Genomic DNA, 18,110 nt, shown 5'->3' with positions numbered 1-18,110 from the left:
GGCCCCCTCGTTCAGAGGGGGCCGATCACTCGTTAAGATAAATCAGTTCAGTCGAAGTGTCTTGGGCTTGCTTCCGCCCGACTGGACCTTGAAGCCGCCATTACCCGGGCTTTTGCAATTCATAGAATACTTGGCACCGTTCGACTGGAACTTGGGCGAGACACCTTCGATTTTCACCCAACCGTTTTCCGGACCGTTGCCGTTGGGAATATCCCAAGTGTGCTGCACCACGGCGATCTTGTTGGCTGCTGTCTTGGCGGTAAAAACGTTGCTTTTCTTGCCAGTGTTATGCACGAACCGATACTTGATCTGTGCGTTGGCCGTATTGGTGGAAATAGCGGTCGTGGTCTTGATTTTGCAGGCCCCGTTGGGCGGAGCAATTTCAGTCAGTTTCATCGTAGCCTTCTTTACGGAAACCGGCTGGGTATAGCCTTTGACGCCACCCCCGGCCAAAGGCACGCGCGGCCCAGAGAATTTGCTGCATACGATCTTGACCGTCTTCGGTGCAGAATATTCCCAGATTTGGTTATTGGACCCGGCACCTGACGCTTCGACCGTGGTTTTCAGCGAAACCTTAAAGCTCACCTCGTGGTTTGAGCCAAAGATTTGCTTGTCCGATTTACCCTGGTTGCGCAGGACAGTTGCTTTCATTTCGCACATGCTGACAGCCGCGGATTCGATCGTGCCGACGCTAAGGGCGAAAGGCCAGTTATAGTCGATGGATTTCGGACGATTGCCGACCGAATACGAGACAGTCTTCTTGTAAAACGACGTGCCCTGAACCTTGGCCGCGATACCGAAACCATGGGTGATTTCAGGCTCCATGGTCCATTTTTTGATCCGCCCTGCGGTGCCGGTGTCATATTTGAGATTGGCACCTACTACGAATTTTCCGTTCAAATCCAATTTGGTATAATTCTGACCGTTGCTGAGAACTTTCAGCGAGGTCGGGTTTGTGTTGGTAACAGTCGCCACACCACTGTCGGCCGAGGCCACATGCGGCAAGGCGGCAAAAATGCCAGAGATCAGAGCTACGGTTTTGATACTGGTTACGGTCTTCATAATCTTAATTCCTTCAGCTTTCTGTTTGCTTGTGACTGTCTGTCGTTTGGCACCCGAGAAAGGTTCAAATTTTTTTGAGGGCCTGTTCGAATTGCGCCTGCGGCGTGAGATTAAGGTTCGGACGTATCTGGCAGATGTCCGGCAGATGTTTGGAATGTATCGACTTTGTCAGAGCCTTGTGCGGTCAGCACCCGCCGGATTGCACAAGGCCATAACCAAAACGCGTATCTCGGCCTGATGAACCAAGATCAACGGCTGTCTGGCGCAAGATGCGTCGCGCTTTGTCCAGAGACAGCCCGCCGCGGGATGCGTGTCGGGCCAGCAAAGCAGTCACAAGCGGAGCGGCGTAAGATGTCCCAGACCGATAACCGCCGCCTATCGCTGTAATGACCCATAAGTCGACCCCCGGCGCGGAAAACTCGATATGAGGGCCCTTGTTTGCCTTGCCATAAATCCGGCGGGCCGCGTCCACTGCTGTCACGGCAATGGTATCGGGGGATGCCGCTGGCAAACGCGGCGCGTTGCTGCTGTCATTTCCGGCGGCTGCAACCACGACCATGCCACGCGCGCGGGCTCTGGCAAGCAATTCAGCAAACACCGCGTTAGGCGCGCCGGACATCGACATATTGACCAACTGAACATTGCGCGCGCGTAGCCAGTCCAGACCCGTGGCAATATCTTCCAACCGTGCACCTTCACGGCCTTTGTCGCGACCAAACGCTTCGGCCGCAAAAATCTCTGAACCCGGTGCCAGGCCGACAATCCCGCCTGAGCCATTCCCGGCGATTAACCCAACGACTGCCGTAGCATGGTCGGTTCCCGTGGGCCTGAGCCCCAGCGACAGCACAGACTGACGCTGGATGCGCACGCCGGCAAGCGCCGGGTGTCCCGCCTGAACAGGGCCGTCGATTACTCCGACCCGCACGGCGCGCCGAAGAGCGCAGGATTGCTCAGGAGGATCTCCTACCATCGCGGCAGCATAGAGACGTGGCGGGGCCGCGAACCCGTAAATATGATGGCGGTCAACGTCAGCATCTGGCGAAGGGATCGTCAAAGCAGCGCGCGCGTCTGCAAGTGTCAGCCCTTGGGGGAAAGCATAAAACAGTATGACCCGGCCCATCTGGGGTAGATTTCGCCGGCGCAAAAGCTGCGCCCCGCGTTCTTGCAACACATCCCTTGCCGCTTGCTCTTGCCGGGCTGGGACCAGAACCGTGTATTCCGGTGACCCATCCGGCGCAGGCACCATGTCACGCGCTGCGCGTTCTGTATTGCGCTGGCGTTGCGCGCAAAGCGTGATGGACCCAAGGTCTCGTCCGGTTGTTCCACGGATAGCCCAGACGAGGCGATAAGTTTCACCTGCCCGAAGCCCGCGCGACGGCACCGCGATCGTGACTTGGCTGGGTAACCAGCGCAGCACCTGCATTTTCAGTGTCTGGCCCCGGCTGGTCGCGAGAATGTCACTGGGTCTTGCACCAAAATCGCGGGCTTCAATTCGGATGGAATCTCTGGGCTTTACGCATCCCGTGGCGATGATCCGAAAGTCGTCGGCCTGCGCTGCAATCGGAAAAGCAAGCAATAGAAGGAGCATGAAAATACGCATGATCAATCCCCTCCCTCGACTTCGACGCTTTCCACAATCCCCGTTGCGGCGTTTAGACGTTCCAACGCACGGGCGGCGGCGTCTTCGTCTTTCGCGGCCAGCGAGTACAGACCCAAAGCCGATGGCCCGGACACGATGGTCAATTCCAGTTCCAGCAAAAGGGCGCGGATTTCTTGTTCGGTGGCTGTCGCGGCAAATACCACTGTCAGGGTTGGCCCAGCGTCCAGAGATTCAGCGCCACCATCGGCCAGCTCGACATCTGGTCCAGTGTTCAAATATGGCAACGTCACCTGAACGGCCAGCAAAGCCATTGCTGCAATGGCCGCGATTTTCCAAAGGCCGGGTTTTGTTGCTTTTGGCTGCGTCACGGTACGATTTGCATCTACATCCCGCATTAGCCTTGCCAACCCAAACTCACCCGGAGAGGTCCCGACTTCGGTCGCTTGCATTTGAATCCGCGCCGCTTTCAACGCAGCCAGTTCCGCCTGCAATTCGGGATTTGCGGCCACTGCGCGTTCAATTGCGCGGCGTTCATCACCTTCCAACGTATCATTTGCAAGAAACACCAGCAGGCTCTGGATTTCATCGTCATCCCTATTTGGACCGGTCATGTCGCTGCCTCCTTCATTCGACCTGACAGGCAGCGCAACAAAAGCTTCTTTGCGTGAAAAATTCGCGTCTTAATCGTGTTTTCAGGGGCGTCAACCACGCGCGAAATCTCGCCGTAACTCATGTCTTCGTAGAACGCGAGCTCAATGGCGCTGCGGTGATCGGCCTTAAGCCCCTCAAGACAGAACCGAAGATGTTCGGCCTCTTGCGCGGCGGCAAGGCAGGTCACGGCATCAGGCCCTTCATCGACCTGCTCGGGCAGGTCATCGCTGGGCGAGATACGTTTATGTTTTCTGAAGTGATCCATTGTCTTCCTGTAGGCAATTCCAAATACCCAGGTCTTGACAGCAGACCGACCCTCGAATTTACCGGCCGAGCGCCAGACTTCCATGAAGACCTCGTGAAGTATGTCGCCCGCTTCGAATGGATCGTTCATTTTTGAAGCAATAAATCTGTAAACCGGCTTTTCCAGCGCCCGGTACAACCCGGCCAAAGCGGTCTTATCCCCGCCCGCGACGGCCTGCAGCAAGGCGTTCAGTTGCGCGTTATTCATGGCTATTGCCTAAGCTGCAAAACAGGTTGCTGGCTTGGCGTAGTGTTCAGGCCACGTACCGAAGACACAGCCAACAGGTTCCCTGCAGAGTCAAACGCAGCAACTCGCCAGCGCAAAACCCTGACCTGACGCAAGCGATCGAGCGTGAAATCCTTCAACCGCGTTGACCGTTCACTGGTATCCAAAGCGGCGATCTGTTTTGGCGCAAGTCCGCCAGCACCCGAATCCAGAAATTCCAGACGATAGAGGCTTGCGTTGGGAACCGGTTGCCAACTGAACACAGTCGCTGCACTAAGCCCCGCGCCCGGTTGGGGCGCCGAAAGATTTAGCATTGGCTTGGAGGCTGGATCCGGCGTTTGCGGCTCAATGGGCACGGCGGTGACCGTATAGCGCAGATCGGGAACGGATAGCGTAAAGCTGCCTCGCTGTCCGGGCGAGGGTACGAACCGCACCCTGTAGATTCCGGGCCGATCTACCGGCAGCGGCGGGCTCTCGAATGTGGCGCGCCGCGCGCCTGCCAGAACCTGACGAACTCTTCCGACGACACGGAAATCGCCCGCGACGTCCGACGGACCGGCAACCTCCCACGCGCCGTCAAGGATGCCGCGTCCGTTCGTAGTCCACTCAAGCCGGGCTGCCAATTGCGAGCCGCTGGGAACCACACGGAAAAGACTGTCGTCGTCAAAGGCAAGATCAGCAAAACGCACGGCCAGTGGACCGCCACTGGTCGCTTGCAGGCGCAAGGTTGCGGGCGCTGAGGTTCCGTTGAAGTCCGTGAAGCTGCGGGTCAGAACGGCGTTGCCCGCCTGCGCAATCCGTGCCGCTGTTGTCCGGTCAACAACAAGCCGTTCGGGCAGTGTTACAAAGATCAGACCACCGCCCGGATGCCGCACCGTTCGGCGCAGCGGGCCGCCAATAGTACCGCCGGTGCTGAGTTGCGCGCCGGGCGAAGTGACCGTAACGGCTCTTGCTGCTCGCGAGATGACCCCGACGCGCCAGTTCAAGGTTATTGCGGATTCACCCGACCCATTGACGCGTGCCGTCGGAGGATTGACGGAAACCGGCCCCGCTGCATGAGCCAAGCCGCACACAAGGGACAAGAAAAAGCTGAGTATGAGTGTTGGCAGAAATCGCATACTCCGCCTCCTACCTAAAAAAATTCGTTGTTGCGCGAAGGGTTAGGCCGACCAGAGTATCCTCGTCCCCGCCACTTTCGCTGGCATAGGGCCCGTCGGCTCGGCTTGCGCTCAGAACCAGTTCGGCTGTTGGGTGGAACCGCCACGCCAGTTCGGTTGCATAATACTCTCCGTCCAGCGCGAAGGGTTCATCAGTGCGCGTTATGCCGGTATCGAGCCGAAAAATCAGATCATCCGGCCGCAGCGCATAGCTGAGGCCCAAAGTGGCTTCGTACCGCTCCCATGTATCAAAATCGCCATCCACACGCGTGTATCCCGCGGTGCCATTCACATTCGCCCGATCGTTGACGCCATAGTCAAAAGCTGCATTCAAACTGTGGCTGTCGGTGTCGATATCCAACACCCCCTGATCATCTTCACGGATGCGGACATAATCCAGTGACCAATTGCCGACATCCCCCAGCTTGTCGAACCCCACATACAAAGTTGTTGAGGTATAATCCTCGGGCGGGGGTGCCGCGTTGGGGGTCGTCAGCCGATCCTGTTCGATATAGCCACCCCCAAAACGCAGGGCTGTACCCTGCCAGAACCCCTCGCCCTGCAAGTCATAGCGGAGGTCGGTCAGGACCTGCGAAATCCGATCTTCGGGCCAGCCGGATGGCCCCCCGACATTGGTTTTCTGGGTATCGGCAAAGATATTGAGGGCGAACCGGTTGGCGCTGTAGTCCATCGTTAGTCGCCAGGTTTCGGCCCCGACTGCAACACCGGGATTGGCGAGCGAAAAGTAGTCCTGATCCACTTTTTCATAGCCCAGACCCACGGTTAAAGCCCGGTCACCCGCGTCCGTGTTCAAAACGTCGTAGCTTAAGTGGGACAGAACCGCGTTTGCGCTGGTTTCAGGCAATGGGCCGCCGTCATCTTCGTCCCAATCGGTCTGTGACCAAACTGACCCATAATACAATCGCCCGCCCAACAATGTCCCGTCCAGCGAAAGCGACGAGCCTTGACCGGAACCTGTCGCGCTGCCGCCATAGGGATCACCATCGCCGGTATAGGTTTGCACGGACACTCTGAAGTCCTGCGTGGCAAAAGGTTGGAACGCGAATCTTGCCCCCTGCATGCGGCTGTCTTCGTCCGCCAGCCCTGTGAAGTTGGCGGCCCCCAATGCGTCGGCACTTTGCGACGCGAAGGCCCCCAGTTCCACGCGCTGATCTAACAGGCCCATGTCGACCGATAGACCACGCCGGGATACATCACCTACCAGCGCGCGATCATAGTCCAGCATCTGATGGCCCAATCGCCCAGTTAAGTTTGTGGCACCCAGCGTGCGATTGAACTCGAACAGATACTCGGCAATATCTACCGGGTTTTCGGTGACCCGCTCGACGGGGCGCGTCGAGCCCAGATAACTGACTTGTCCGCGAAAACTACCTTCTTCATTTTCCACGCCAAATGAACCGCTGCTTGAGGCGTTTGCAGCTTCGTCGCTGTTGAGAGATTGGATGCTGGCCTCGTGACTGGCGTCAACGGAAACCGTCAACCGGCTGCGGGCCGTGGTCAGGAAGCTGTAACTGGCGATCGGCACAAAGCCGTCACCCTCAAGCAGATAGACGGTCACATCGTGGAACTCACCCGCCAAAGGGGTTACAATGTTTAGAACAAGCTGTCCATTCTCGACCGCCGCGACATCGGTCATGTCGATGCCGTCAACTTCGATTGCCACCTCTCCGGTCAGGCTGGAAATGTCGAGTGGCAGGTAAAGCGTTTGCCCGGCTTCCAGCGTCCCAAGATCTTCAATCAGATCCTGCGCGGCTGCGGGGGTGGTCGCCATGGCCAATCCACCGATGCACAAAAAACACCGGACTTTCTGTTTGAATTGCTGCCGCAAAACTGCGCCCTCGTCGTCTTGTCGCAGTGCAACGCCCTATGCGGCGAAACTGCCTAAAATATTGTTTTGCTAAGGATCAGGAGAGAGCAGTAACGAGACAAGCCACTGTAATGTCTCAATTGTTGCTGTTGTGTATCAGCTTGGGTCACGCGCTAAGCCACACAAGGCTTTGGTGCCCGCGCAACGTGTCTGACAGGATACAATTGATACACCCGCAGGGATATTCCGAAGGCTCTGCCCAAAGTAAAGTCTGCACGTACCCAGACTGCAAAAGGCATGGTGATGGCTGAATACGAGTTTGTTGAAAGCGCCCCGTTCGAAGCGGGGTTTGCAGAAGTGTATGAATGGCAAATTGCCCCCTTTTTGCGCGGCAAAGAGGAAGAGCGCCAAGCCGCGATCTCGCGAAGCATGGTCTGGGTAAAACTTATTGGCGCTGTCTCGGTCGTTCTGGCTGCTTTGGCATCGTATTACGTCCACCCGCTCCTTGGTATTTTTCCACTGGGGTTTGGTGGCGGTGCAGCGTTGATTATCTATCTCGAACGCGGAAGCCGCATCAGCAAGGACGTTTCGGGTTTCGTGCGTCCGATCTTGTGCAAGTTTCTGGGTAACATGGACTTGCACGCGCAAGTTCCCGCAGACTTTATGCCAGTAGGCCGTCTTGTTGCCCTGCAGATTTTACCCAAGGCCGAGCGCATACGCGAGGATACCGCCATCACCGGAACATGGCGGGATACAAACTACAAGCTGCTGAAGATGAGCTGCTCTGAAAGCTATCGCGATCACAATGACGACCGGAAATACAGAACCCTGTTCGCCGGAATCGTGCTTGAGATCGACTGCCCGGTCGACATGCCACGCACTGTGTTCGTCAAGGATTTTGGCGAGACCCTGAATAAGCTTTATTCCTGGGCGTCCCGTAATACCTTGCCAACCCATCGCTGGGATTTGGGTCTGGAAGATGCCGAACAGGTTTTTGAGGTCTACACTGACGACCCGGCCCAACTTGGTCAGTATCTTAAACCTCAATTCGCTTACACCTTGACGGACATTGCAGGACGGTTTCAGGGGGGGAAGGATTACTGCGCTGCGGCCTTTTCTGGCAGGCGGTTCTATCTGGCACTCAGCTTGCCGCATAGCTTTTTGGGGTTTGATGTCGCCGGCGCCCCCCTGAGCGAAGCTAATGACAGCATCCACCGCGCTTTACGCGATCTGATGACGCCAAGGCAGATCATTGACGCCCTGCACGCCTGAGGGGTGTGGCGTTAGCTTCGCCTGTGCCTTCAGGCAAACGCAATATCGACTGAGCCGAATGGACTGAAATCAGCATGGAATTTACTTCCCGGAGGGCATTTGGCCGGGCTCAACGCCCTGTCCGCATTGCGAAGCTCTGCGCCCACCCTGACCTATCACACTCGCCATCTCGCCTTGATAATCCAGCGTGTGATTTTCCAGTGACCGCACTAAAATAGGTGTGACCGCCCGCGGTCAAGGTCGCAAGCTTCAATTCAAAGCCTCCCAAACCTCGCTGATCACATCAGCAGCCATCAACACAGCATTCCGCGTCGTATCGAATTGCCCCACCTGAAAGCGGATGATTTTGCGGCCGTCGAACATGCCCTGCGTCAGATAAATCCGACCATCGTCATTCAGCGCATCCACCAGACGTTGTTGCATCACGTCGTCACCCGGGCAGCGGAACGAAAACAGGCTCAGGATGGGTCCCGTCGTGATCTCGAAACCGTCCATTGCACCGATTATTTTGGCAAGCTCATTTGCCCAAACAACATGGTTGCGAATTCGCTCGCGCAGGCCATCCAAACCGTAAGAGCGCAGCAGGAACCAGATTTTCAACGCCCTGAACCTGCGACCCAGCGGAATGGTCCATTCGGAATAGTTCGTGACCTCGGCCCCTGTGGTCTTCAGGTATTCGGGTTCGATTTTCAAAGTGTTGAGCTGCGGTGTAGCGTCCCTCAGAAACTGGATCGCGCAATCGAACTGGGCGCCAAGCCACTTATGTGGGTTAAAGACAACACTGTCATAGCGATCCGCTCCGGCCCACAACGCCTGACGGAACTCGGGGCAGATCATGGCGGACCCGGCCCAGGCAGCGTCAAGATGGGTGTATAGGTCATGCTTCTGCGCGATATCCGCAACGGCCATCAGATCATCGCAGGCCCCTACACCCGTACCCCCGGTGATCGCGATGATCCCGGCCAGAACGTGCCCGGCGACTAAGTCGCTTTGGATCGCCGCCTCAAGCGCGTTGGGATCAATCGCGTAAGTTGACCCCAGCGTCGGCAATTTGACCAGATTGTCTTGCCCGATCCCGGCAACCCAGCAGGCCCGGTCAATGGACGAATGCACCTGATCCGAGCAGTATATCCGCAGCGCTCCTTTCGTATTCAACCCTTCACGGTTGCCGGTAAACCCGGTGGCGCGCTCTCGCATGGTCAACACCGCCGACAAAGTGGCCGAAGACGCACTGTCCTGAATGACCCCTGTCATGCCATCAGGCAGACCAAGTGCCTGGCGCAGCCAATCGACCATCACGGTTTCAACTTCGGTCGCGGCGGGCGAGGTTTGCCACAGCATGCATTGAGCAGCGATTGTGGTCACCAACATCTCGGCCAACATCGAGGGCGGCGCGGCGTTGGCTGGGAAATAGGCAAAGAAACGCGGGTGCTGCCAATGGGTCATTCCCGGCATGACGATCCGTTCAAAATCGGCCATGATGGTTTCCATCGCCTGCCCCGAGTCTGGCGGCGACGCGTCAATCTGGACGGCAATATCCCCCGGGTTTGTTTGCGCCCGGACTGGGCGATCCGACAGGGTTTGGTGATAATCGGCAGCCCATTTCGAAATGTGCTGCCCCCAATGCGAAAATTCATCCCAGTTCATCAATTCGCCCTTGTGTCGCCCGCTGATCAACTGGACATGACCTCTGCGGCAGTCGTTGTATTTGTAGCTGAAAGACTTCGGCCTAGACCTATAAGCCTATATTGGCCTGACCCGTTCCGGAACTGCCAAAATGGGGCGTTTAGATATCAATTGCGCCCTTGCAGCTGCCCAACCCACGGGCACCAACAAAAGCGCCGTATCGTTCATCGCGCATTCGCCGGCGCATTTCTTGGCTTAATTGGGAAGAACCCGAGACCGAGCCAGTGCACTTTCCGAAGCTGTTCTGGCACAGTTGCCACCTGGCCCAAATAAACAGCGCGTGCATTTGGTTGATTTCAAGCAGGTCAAAGTGGCTGTTTCTTATGCAAAGCAAGGAAACAGGTCCGTGTTCTGAAGGCGTTTAACACATCAGTGGTAGACCAGAGCACCTCCGCCTGCCTCTAATGTTCTAATAAACTGTCGGACCATTCAGGTGAAGGAAAGGGCAGGTGAAAGGCTGAATGGCAACCCTGTGTCATTCGACCAGCATGAGCAAAACAACGGTTTTGTTTAACGCATTGACTGACATCTGCTACTGATTGTGGCGCGTATTTAAGAATCAATGGAGAAGTTTACACCACTTGCTCCTCCATCGGTTGACCCTGTTTCTGCGGGTTTTTTTGTGACTAGTGTGAAGGTAAATCGGTTTGAAACTCATAGTTCAAATTCCCTGCTACAACGAGGCAGAGACCCTGCCCGCGGTCCTTGCCGACATCCCAAAGGAAATTCCCGGCGTAGACAGCATTGAAGTTCAGGTAATCGACGACGGGTCCACTGACGGAACATCAGAGATTGCGCGCGAAAACGGGGCAACATATGTGCTGCGAAACCGGGGCAACAAGGGCCTTGCCCGAAGCTTTCAGGTTGGAATTGATCACGCGCTGCAGGCTGGGGCGGATATCATCGTCAACACCGACGGAGATAACCAGTATTCCGGTTTGTCCATTCCCGATCTCGTGGCGCCGATATTGCGCAAGGAAGCGGACATTGTTGTCGGCGACCGCAAACCCGGCGAGAACGCTGAATTTTCCACATTGAAGCGCCTGTTGCAGCGGTTCGGAACGTCGGTCGTGCGGCGGCTTGCCGGGATTGACGTCACTGACGCAGTATCTGGATTTCGCGCATACACCCGTGAAGCTGCCCTGACGATCAACGTCATGACCAAGTTCAGCTATACCACCGAAACCCTGATCCACGCAGGGCAGACAAACCTGAAAATAGCGTCTGTTCCCGTCAACGTGAATCCCGTCGAGCGCCCCTCGCGCTTGTTCACGTCGATGGGTGGATTTCTGCGAAAGCAGGCGACAACAATCCTTCGCAGCTATACGATGTATCGACCTCTCAGCGCCTTTTTGACAATCGGCCTGGTGATGTTGATCATCGGAACAATCCCGGTTCTGCGGTTTCTGTTCTACTATTTCACCGGTGACGGAGAGGGCCGCGTACAGTCCTTGATTCTGGGCGGCGTTTTTATTCTGGCCGGCTATATCACCATGATCATCGCGCTTCTCAGCGACGCGATTGCAACAAACCGGCGCCTTACGGAACAAGTCTTGAGCCGAATGCGGGAACTGGAACTGCGTATCGACACAAATAATCGTGGGAATGGATCGACGTGACGGATATGGGCGCGGCAAACGCCCCGTTTGCCGGGGGCAAACGTATTCTATGGCTGATTTCAATTTTGGGGTCCGTCTATTTCGGTTTTCTTGTGATCTGTTCGTGGACCTTGTTCGACCTCAAACCTTTTGGCTGGCAGATATATGACGCTTATTATGCGGCGATTTTGGATGGTCGGTTTGACCTGCCCGCCCGCGTGCTTCGCTACGAAGGTCACTATACCGCAGACGGAACGGGCTATCTCTATCATGGCGTTGCGCCGCTTCTGACACGCTTTGCCTTTGGCTGGGCTTGGCCGTTCGAGACCTTCCCCATGAACGGCTTTTCGATCTGGTTTTGGGCCGTGGTCGGAACGCTGGGCTGGCAGCATGTTCTTGTGACCTTGGCCCGGACAGCAGGAGTTTCTGCGGATCGCCGCGTTTTGGTGCTGGCGCTTTGTGCCGCCTTGTGGGTCGCCGGGCCAGGCCCCGCCTTGGTCATCAACCTTTCGTTTTATCACGAACCGATTGCAGTGGCGTTTGCGATGTCTGGGCTGTTTGCTGCCGTTTGGACACGCGCGGCGCGCGGCGTGACACCAATGTCAGTGGCAGTCGTTTTGCTTGCCGTTTGCGCGATGGTCGCCGTGCACGCGCGGCCAAATGTGGCAATCGGGCTTTATGCCGGTGTCGTTTTGGCAATTGGACACGGTTTGTGGCGCGACCGTTCAGCCTTTCTCATCCCCGCGATCATCGCCATGGGGATTTTGGCCGCAGGCGGGTTCGGATATCTCGGGCTAAATGCTTTGCGGTTTGGGGATGCGTTGATCACCCATGGCAGCTATGAAGGCTCGCGCGTTGTATATGGCAACGTCTTTTGGGGAATAGAAACCAAGGACTCGATCCGCGCGGCAGCCTTCGAAGAGCATGGTCGTCTGAACCCATTACGCGTTGTTCCCAATGCAGCGTTTTACTTGTTCGACGTCCCTTCAGCATCTTTCCTGACCGGCCTGTCCGACTCGATTCTCGGTCTTTACCGGGCGGTAACGGAGCCGATTCTAGGACATATCAGAGTTGGCGGCCCAAGAACAGGATTGGTTATGCTATGGCCGCTTTGGTGCCTTCTGGCGCTGTTCGGTATCCGCGCGGCTTGGCGCGACACACAAATGGCAGGGCTTGTAGCTGCGGTTGCGCTGTCGGCTATTGTGACACTGGCCTACGGCACGATCACCTTCCGATACCGCTTGGATCTTTGGCCAGTTATCGCAACACTGGCGCTGATGGGTGCCGTGTTCTGTATGCGACGCGAACCGGGCATAGCTGCAAAAGCCTGGATCGTTGGATTAGGTACGACGGCTTTTATTGTCGGAACTGCAACAACGACAGCGTCGGTGTATAAATATGCTTCTCCGCTCAGGGAAAGGCCGGGAGAATACTTTGAAAAGTGGTCCGAAGACGCCTGCCTGAAGCGCGCGGCCCAGATTGGTCTTACCGTCGAACAAGGTACGAAAACCTGCAGGTCGCATTCTTCGCTTGAGGACGCCGTATGACAAACGATCCACGCGCCACCCTTTCGAGGGCAGCAAAATCCGGCTACGTCGCAACGATGCGAGGCATCGCTTGGGGCCTGAACAAAACAAGCGTCGCAGACTGGCTCTCGCGCCGGCATCATCGCGGCAGGGGGTATCATTGGGCGTCAAGCCTTATGGCAATCCATGACATAGACGGGCTGATCGCCCTGGACGTTCCCTGGTGGACCTATGATGCGATTGAAGTCGTCGAAGCGTTCCTGAAATCAAGACCAGCCCGTGTATTTGAATACGGCGCGGGGGCCAGCACGATCTGGGCGGCGCGACGCTCGGCTTCTGTAACGAGCGTTGAGCATGATGCGGATTGGTACGCACGCGTCTTGGAACGGGTCCAGGGTCAGACCAATATCTGCCCGGTCGACCTGCGTTTAGCACCTGCTTCGAACGCAAAAGACGTCGCACTTTTGGACCCTATCTATCTGTCTCAGAAACAATACATGCGCGGCCTGAACTTTACATCCTATGCATCGGAAATTGACAAGGCGAATGGCTCATACGACTTGATAATTATCGACGGTCGCGCACGCCAAGCTTGCTTGCGCCACGCTGCAAACCGGCTGTCACCGGGTGGAATGATTGTCTTCGACAACTCAAAGCGTGTCCGATATCGCGAGGCTATCAGTCAGTCCGGGCTTTCCGTCAATCGCTACCCCGGGCTTACCCCGTCGCTGCCCTATTCAGACGAGACGTCAATATTGACGGCTCATACCTGAGCCTGCCGATGGAAGAGAACACGCCCTTGCGCGCAGGCTTATGGTTCAGGCGCGCAATTCGTGTGGCTGGGGTCGTGTTGCTTGTCTTGTCACTGGGTTATATCGCGCTCGAAGTTCAGCGCAATTGGACAGAGGTTTCGCATTGGCGCCCAAGTTCAACGGAACTTGTCCAACTATTCGGCCTGACGCTTGTCTACATTTTGACGCTATCCCTGCCTGCCGAAACCTGGCACCAACTGGTTGGCGTCTACGGCGCGGAACCCCGGCGGCGAACGTGGCGCTCTTTCGGGTTGGCGCAGATTGCACGCTATTTGCCGGGTAATGTGGCCCATCTGATCGGGCGCGCTATGGTCCTGCGCGACGGCCCGTTAAGCGCGAAACAATTGGGGCTGGCGACGCTGTTAGAATTAATTGCGATGCCAGCAGGCGCTGTTTTGGCACTTTTGATTGCTGCACTCGTCACTCCGGGGGTCGATCAAATCGCGCAAACAATTGGCTGGTCGGAAGACACGGTGCGGTTTCTCACACTCATTTCTGCTCCCTTGTTGATTGCAGGTTTGTTCATCACCTCGCGAATGGCGGGGAATAGCAAGGAACTGACCCGCACTTTTTGCATTGTGGTGCCGATTTGCGCGCTGTTCATGCTGGGGCTCGGCGCAATTTTTGGAGCAATCGTCTGGATAGTGGGTCAGGGCCCATTCCTTGTCGCAATTGTCGCGGGCATCTGTGCATGGCTGGTTGGGTACGTGACACCCGGTGCACCTGCTGGTTTAGGCCCGCGCGAGGCAGTACTGCTACTGTTTCTTTCGAATGTAATGCCCGCAGGCGGGCTGATCGTAGCTGTCGCCGTTTTCCGGCTTGTCACAGTCTCTGGCGATTTGGTCTGCTTTGCGATGTGTGCAGCCGTTCTGCGCAACGGCGCGCCAGCATAAGCCCTGCTGCCAAGTCTTACGTCGTTGCTCATCCACTGAAATCCAACGCGCAGACCCTCTTTTTGTAGTTGAAATGCGATTTGGGTGAAAAATTGCTGCAATTTGAGACAATAAGCGGAATACTGGCATTAGGGAATCGTCTCTAGCCAGGTCAACCAGTATGGATCGAGTGACCAGCCGACGTGGGTTTCTGAGTGCCAAAATTCTCAGGGAGGACGGAAACATCGTCCGACCTCCGGGTGCTTGTGTGAGCGGTTTCGCCGATGCCTGCACAAAGTGCGCAGAATGCGTGTTAGCCTGCCCGGAAGACCTGATTTCAATGGAACCCGGCGGCTACCCTGTTTTCAAACCAAACGATAACCCCTGCACGTTCTGTGGTGAGTGCGCGCGCGCCTGCCCGACCGATGCTTTGGATATCGAACGCTTGGCCGACTGGCCCTGGCGGGCTGCGGTGCGGGCTTCAAGCTGCCTGTCCATGAACGGTGTAAGCTGTCGTATCTGTCAAGACAATTGCGACCAGAATGCGCTTCGGTTCAAACTACAGACAGGCGGGCGTGCCGAACCCGCACTGGATTCCGATGCCTGCAACGGATGCGGGTCCTGCGTGGCGCTGTGCCCTGTCGATGCGATTATGCTGGAACGGCGCACCCAAGTTCAGATGGAGCCGATTCAATGAATATTTGTGGCTGCCTTACCCATGTTTCCCCGGCTCAGGCCGATGCTGCGGCGCTGGTGATGAATGAGATACCGGGCGTTGAAGTGCATGCGCAAACAGCCGAAGGCCGGTTCGTCGTCGTTGTCGAAGACACGCCCGCGCGCCTAGCATCCGAGATCATCATGGACCTGCATCAGATCCCGGGGGTGCTCTCGGTCACTCTTACCTATCATCATTTTGAGGATATTGCGGACAACGTTTCGCGTCCTGATGCCCCAAGCCAAACCACCAGTCGGAGGCCATAGCTATGACTACATCAGAATCTCGCCGAACATTCCTTAAGGCATCTGCTGCCGCTGCAACCGCTTCTGCCGCTGGTATTCCCCTGGCCGGAGGTCAGGCCAATGCGCAGATTGGCATTCCAGACATAAGCTGGGACAAGGCGCCCTGCCGGTTTTGCGGGACCGGATGCACCGTCCTTGTTGGCACCAAGAATGGCCGTGTTGTCGCCACGCAGGGTGATCCGAAAGCCGAGGTGAACCGCGGCCTCAATTGCGTCAAAGGCTATTTCCTGTCCAAGATCATGTACGGCGAAGATCGCCTGACCCAGCCGATGCTGCGTATGAGAGATGGTAAATACGCCAAGGACGGAGAATTCGAGCCAATCTCATGGGATGACGCTTTCGACATAATGGCCGAAAAGTGGAAAGAGACTCTAAAGAACAAAGGCCCCGAGGGCGTTGGAATGTTCGGCTCGGGTCAATGGACCGTGTGGGAAGGGTATGCCGCATCCAAACTGATGAAGGCGGGGTTCCGGTCAAATAACATTGATCCCAACGCGCGACATTGCATGGCGTCGGCTGTTGTTGGGTTCATGCGAACCTTCGGAATTGACGAACCGATGGGTTGTTACGATGACCTGGAAGCTGCAGACACCTTCGTTCTTTGGGGATCGAACATGGCCGAGATGCACCCGATCCTATGGTCGCGTCTGACCGACACGCGCCTGACAAAAGAAGGCTGCGAGGTTCACGTACTTTCCACGTTCGAACACCGCTCTTTCGAACTGGCCGACAACGGGATGGTATTCAATCCGCAGACGGATCTGGCCATCCTCAACTATATCGCCAACCACATCATCCAAACGGGCGCGGTAAACGAAGAATTCCTGTCCAAGCATGTCAATATCACCAAAACTGACACTGATATCGGTTTTGGCCTGAGGGACGACAATCCACTGCAAGAGGCGGCGGCCAATCCGAACTCTGGCAAGCTGACCGAGATCAGTTTTGACGAATACGCAGAGTCGGTGAAACCCTACACCCTGGAATACACGGCCGAGCTGTCTGGTGTTCCGGCCGAGAAACTTGAACACCTTGCGCAGCAGTATGCCGACCCAAACCGCAAGGTCATGAGCCTGTGGACGATGGGCTTCAACCAGCATACGCGGGGCTCGTGGGTGAACTCGCTGATGTATAACGTTCACCTGCTGACCGGAAAGATTTCCGAGCCCGGAAACTCGCCATTTTCACTGACGGGCCAGCCGTCCGCCTGCGGTACCGCGCGTGAGGTGGGAACTTTTGCGCATAGATTGCCAGCCGACTATGTGGTCACCAACCCAGAACACCGCGCGAAGGCCGAGAAAATCTGGAAAGTGCCCGCGGGCACAATTCCTGAAAAGGTCGGCTTCCACGCTGTTCAGCAAAACCGGATGCTGAACGATGGAGTGTTGAACGCCTATTGGGTCCAGTGCACGAATAACATGCAGGCAGCCCCGAACATGAACCAAGAGGGTTGGCCGGGTTACCGTAATCCCGACAACTTTATCACTGTGTCCGACCCCTACCCGACCGTGACGGCGATGTCTGCCGACCTGATCTTGCCGACGGCCATGTGGGTTGAAAAGGAAGGCTGCTATGGCAATGCCGAGCGCCGCACTCAAATGTGGCGGCAACAGGTTCACGCACCCGGCGACGCCAAGTCCGACCTGTGGCAGCTTATGGAGTTTTCCAAGCGGTTCACCGTCGAAGAAGCATGGGGAGAGGACTTTGTCGCCACGGCACCCGAAATGGCCGGGAAAACCCTGTACGAGGTTCTCTACAATAACGGCAATGTCGACAAGTTTCCGCTTAGTGAAATTCAGCCAGGGCACCCAAATGACGATGCAAACCATTTTGGGTTCTATGTTCAGAAGGGCCTGTTTGAGGAATACGCCGAGTTTGGGCGTGGACACGGCCATGACTTGGCACCCTTTGAACGCTATCACGAAGAGCGCGGCTTGCGCTGGCCGGTCGTGGACGGAAAAGAAACTCTGTGGCGGTATCGCGAAGGCAGCGACCCCTATGTCGAGGCCGGATCCGAAGTTCAGTTCTACGGGTTCCCCGACAAGAAGGCCAAGATCATCTTCGCACCCTATGAGGCACCTCCGGAAATGCCGGATGAGGAATACGATCTGTGGTTCTGTACGGGTCGTGTCCTTGAACACTGGCATTCGGGCTCCATGACACGCCGTGTTCCTGAGTTGCACCGGTCCTTCCCTCTGGCCGTGATCTACATGCACCCCGAAGACGCCGCAGCCCGCGATTTGCGACATGGGCAGGAAATCAAAGTTTCCACGCGGCGCGGTGAAGTCACAAGTCGCGTATCCACCAAGGGGCGAAACAAGGTTCCCAAGGGGCTGATCTTCATGCCTTGGTTCGATGAAGGCCAGTTGACGAACAAGCTGACGCTTGACGCGACCTGCCCACTGTCCAAGCAGACAGATTTCAAAAAATGCGCCTGCAAAGTCGAGCGTGCCTGAAGCAGCGATGACCGCCCCAAGGCGGTCATCCAGCCAATAAA

The 18,110-nt window shown here is 56.4% G+C and carries 15 protein-coding genes; 8 read left to right on the top strand and 7 right to left on the bottom strand.

All coding sequences use genetic code 11. The features are described 5' to 3' along the window. Positions 1 to 42: 42 nt before the first annotated feature. From GOX73_RS17615 to GOX73_RS17590, 6 genes are all read right to left on the bottom strand, one after another. Positions 43 to 1,062, bottom strand: a complete 1,020-nt coding sequence (locus GOX73_RS17615) for a hypothetical protein (RefSeq protein ID WP_171126751.1) — start codon at positions 1,060 to 1,062, stop codon at positions 43 to 45. A 184-nt stretch (positions 1,063 to 1,246) separates the two neighbouring features. Next, entirely contained in the window at positions 1,247 to 2,662 is a 1,416-nt protein-coding gene (locus tag GOX73_RS17610) for a S8 family serine peptidase (protein WP_171126750.1), read from the bottom strand. 2 nt (positions 2,663 to 2,664) lie between these two features. Next, positions 2,665 to 3,273, bottom strand: a complete 609-nt coding sequence (locus GOX73_RS17605; protein ID WP_171135041.1) for a hypothetical protein — start codon at positions 3,271 to 3,273, stop codon at positions 2,665 to 2,667. Then, positions 3,270 to 3,824 carry a sigma-70 family RNA polymerase sigma factor gene (locus GOX73_RS17600; RefSeq protein WP_171126748.1) on the bottom strand — a complete coding sequence of 185 codons (555 nt, stop codon included), beginning with the start codon at positions 3,822 to 3,824 and terminating at the stop codon, positions 3,270 to 3,272. Before GOX73_RS17600 ends, GOX73_RS17605 begins: the two co-directional genes overlap by 4 nt. A gap of 2 nt (positions 3,825 to 3,826) precedes the next feature. Beyond that, a complete protein-coding gene (locus GOX73_RS17595; RefSeq protein WP_171126747.1) occupies positions 3,827 to 4,960 on the bottom strand; it encodes a hypothetical protein in 1,134 nt (377 codons plus the stop codon). Between the two features lie 10 nt (positions 4,961 to 4,970). After that, on the bottom strand, positions 4,971 to 6,791 hold the full coding sequence (locus GOX73_RS17590) for a hypothetical protein (protein ID WP_171126746.1): 1,821 nt from the start codon (positions 6,789 to 6,791) through the stop codon (positions 4,971 to 4,973). 339 nt (positions 6,792 to 7,130) lie between these two features. On the opposite strand from GOX73_RS17590, the gene GOX73_RS17585 reads away from it, so the two are divergent. Then, positions 7,131 to 8,099, top strand: a complete 969-nt coding sequence (locus tag GOX73_RS17585) for a DUF3137 domain-containing protein (RefSeq protein WP_171126745.1) — start codon at positions 7,131 to 7,133, stop codon at positions 8,097 to 8,099. 249 nt (positions 8,100 to 8,348) lie between these two features. Here the strand turns inward: GOX73_RS17585 and GOX73_RS17580 are convergent, their stop codons facing one another. Continuing rightward, positions 8,349 to 9,746, bottom strand: a complete 1,398-nt coding sequence (locus GOX73_RS17580) for a pyridoxal-dependent decarboxylase (protein ID WP_171126744.1) — start codon at positions 9,744 to 9,746, stop codon at positions 8,349 to 8,351. Between the two features lie 686 nt (positions 9,747 to 10,432). On the opposite strand from GOX73_RS17580, the gene GOX73_RS17575 reads away from it, so the two are divergent. From GOX73_RS17575 to napA, 7 genes are all read left to right on the top strand, one after another. Next, the gene (locus GOX73_RS17575) at positions 10,433 to 11,404 is read left to right on the top strand and encodes a glycosyltransferase family 2 protein (RefSeq protein WP_171126743.1); all 972 of its coding nucleotides are present in this window, start codon (positions 10,433 to 10,435) and stop codon (positions 11,402 to 11,404) included. Further along, the gene (locus tag GOX73_RS17570) at positions 11,401 to 12,930 is read left to right on the top strand and encodes a hypothetical protein (protein ID WP_171126742.1); all 1,530 of its coding nucleotides are present in this window, start codon (positions 11,401 to 11,403) and stop codon (positions 12,928 to 12,930) included. Before GOX73_RS17575 ends, GOX73_RS17570 begins: the two co-directional genes overlap by 4 nt. Next, positions 12,927 to 13,682: a class I SAM-dependent methyltransferase gene (locus GOX73_RS17565; RefSeq protein WP_171126741.1), complete on the top strand. Its 756-nt coding sequence runs from the start codon at positions 12,927 to 12,929 to the stop codon at positions 13,680 to 13,682. Before GOX73_RS17570 ends, GOX73_RS17565 begins: the two co-directional genes overlap by 4 nt. A gap of 8 nt (positions 13,683 to 13,690) precedes the next feature. Beyond that, positions 13,691 to 14,614, top strand: a complete 924-nt coding sequence (locus GOX73_RS17560) for a hypothetical protein (RefSeq protein ID WP_171135040.1) — start codon at positions 13,691 to 13,693, stop codon at positions 14,612 to 14,614. A gap of 247 nt (positions 14,615 to 14,861) precedes the next feature. After that, the gene (locus GOX73_RS17555) at positions 14,862 to 15,290 is read left to right on the top strand and encodes a ferredoxin-type protein NapF (protein ID WP_371808660.1); all 429 of its coding nucleotides are present in this window, start codon (positions 14,862 to 14,864) and stop codon (positions 15,288 to 15,290) included. Then, a complete protein-coding gene (locus GOX73_RS17550) occupies positions 15,287 to 15,574 on the top strand; it encodes a chaperone NapD (RefSeq protein ID WP_171125594.1) in 288 nt (95 codons plus the stop codon). The genes GOX73_RS17555 and GOX73_RS17550 overlap by 4 nt, the downstream gene beginning before the upstream one ends. 2 nt (positions 15,575 to 15,576) lie before the next feature. Beyond that, complete coding sequence (gene napA, locus GOX73_RS17545; protein WP_171126738.1) at positions 15,577 to 18,069, top strand: nitrate reductase catalytic subunit NapA; 2,493 nt, start codon at positions 15,577 to 15,579, stop codon at positions 18,067 to 18,069. Positions 18,070 to 18,110: the final 41 nt, after the last annotated feature.

It is taken from the genome of Ruegeria sp. HKCCD7221, assembly GCF_013031225.1.
Taxonomy (GTDB): Bacteria; Pseudomonadota; Alphaproteobacteria; order Rhodobacterales; family Rhodobacteraceae; genus Ruegeria.
Note: the sequence above shows the minus strand (reverse complement) of the source record. Positions and strands in the feature narration are given on the sequence as shown.

Coding starts and splice junctions, on each gene's coding strand:
- GOX73_RS17615 (WP_171126751.1), bottom strand. CDS start 1,062: ATGAAGACCGTAACCAGTATCAAAACCGTAGCTCTGATCTCTGGCATT.
- GOX73_RS17610 (WP_171126750.1), bottom strand. CDS start 2,662: ATGCGTATTTTCATGCTCCTTCTATTGCTTGCTTTTCCGATTGCAGCG.
- GOX73_RS17605 (WP_171135041.1), bottom strand. CDS start 3,273: ATGACCGGTCCAAATAGGGATGACGATGAAATCCAGAGCCTGCTGGTG.
- GOX73_RS17600 (WP_171126748.1), bottom strand. CDS start 3,824: ATGAATAACGCGCAACTGAACGCCTTGCTGCAGGCCGTCGCGGGCGGG.
- GOX73_RS17595 (WP_171126747.1), bottom strand. CDS start 4,960: ATGCGATTTCTGCCAACACTCATACTCAGCTTTTTCTTGTCCCTTGTG.
- GOX73_RS17590 (WP_171126746.1), bottom strand. CDS start 6,791: ATGGCGACCACCCCCGCAGCCGCGCAGGATCTGATTGAAGATCTTGGG.
- GOX73_RS17585 (WP_171126745.1), top strand. CDS start 7,131: ATGGCTGAATACGAGTTTGTTGAAAGCGCCCCGTTCGAAGCGGGGTTT.
- GOX73_RS17580 (WP_171126744.1), bottom strand. CDS start 9,746: ATGAACTGGGATGAATTTTCGCATTGGGGGCAGCACATTTCGAAATGG.
- GOX73_RS17565 (WP_171126741.1), top strand. CDS start 12,927: ATGACAAACGATCCACGCGCCACCCTTTCGAGGGCAGCAAAATCCGGC.
- GOX73_RS17560 (WP_171135040.1), top strand. CDS start 13,691: ATGGAAGAGAACACGCCCTTGCGCGCAGGCTTATGGTTCAGGCGCGCA.
- GOX73_RS17550 (WP_171125594.1), top strand. CDS start 15,287: ATGAATATTTGTGGCTGCCTTACCCATGTTTCCCCGGCTCAGGCCGAT.
- napA (WP_171126738.1), top strand. CDS start 15,577: ATGACTACATCAGAATCTCGCCGAACATTCCTTAAGGCATCTGCTGCC.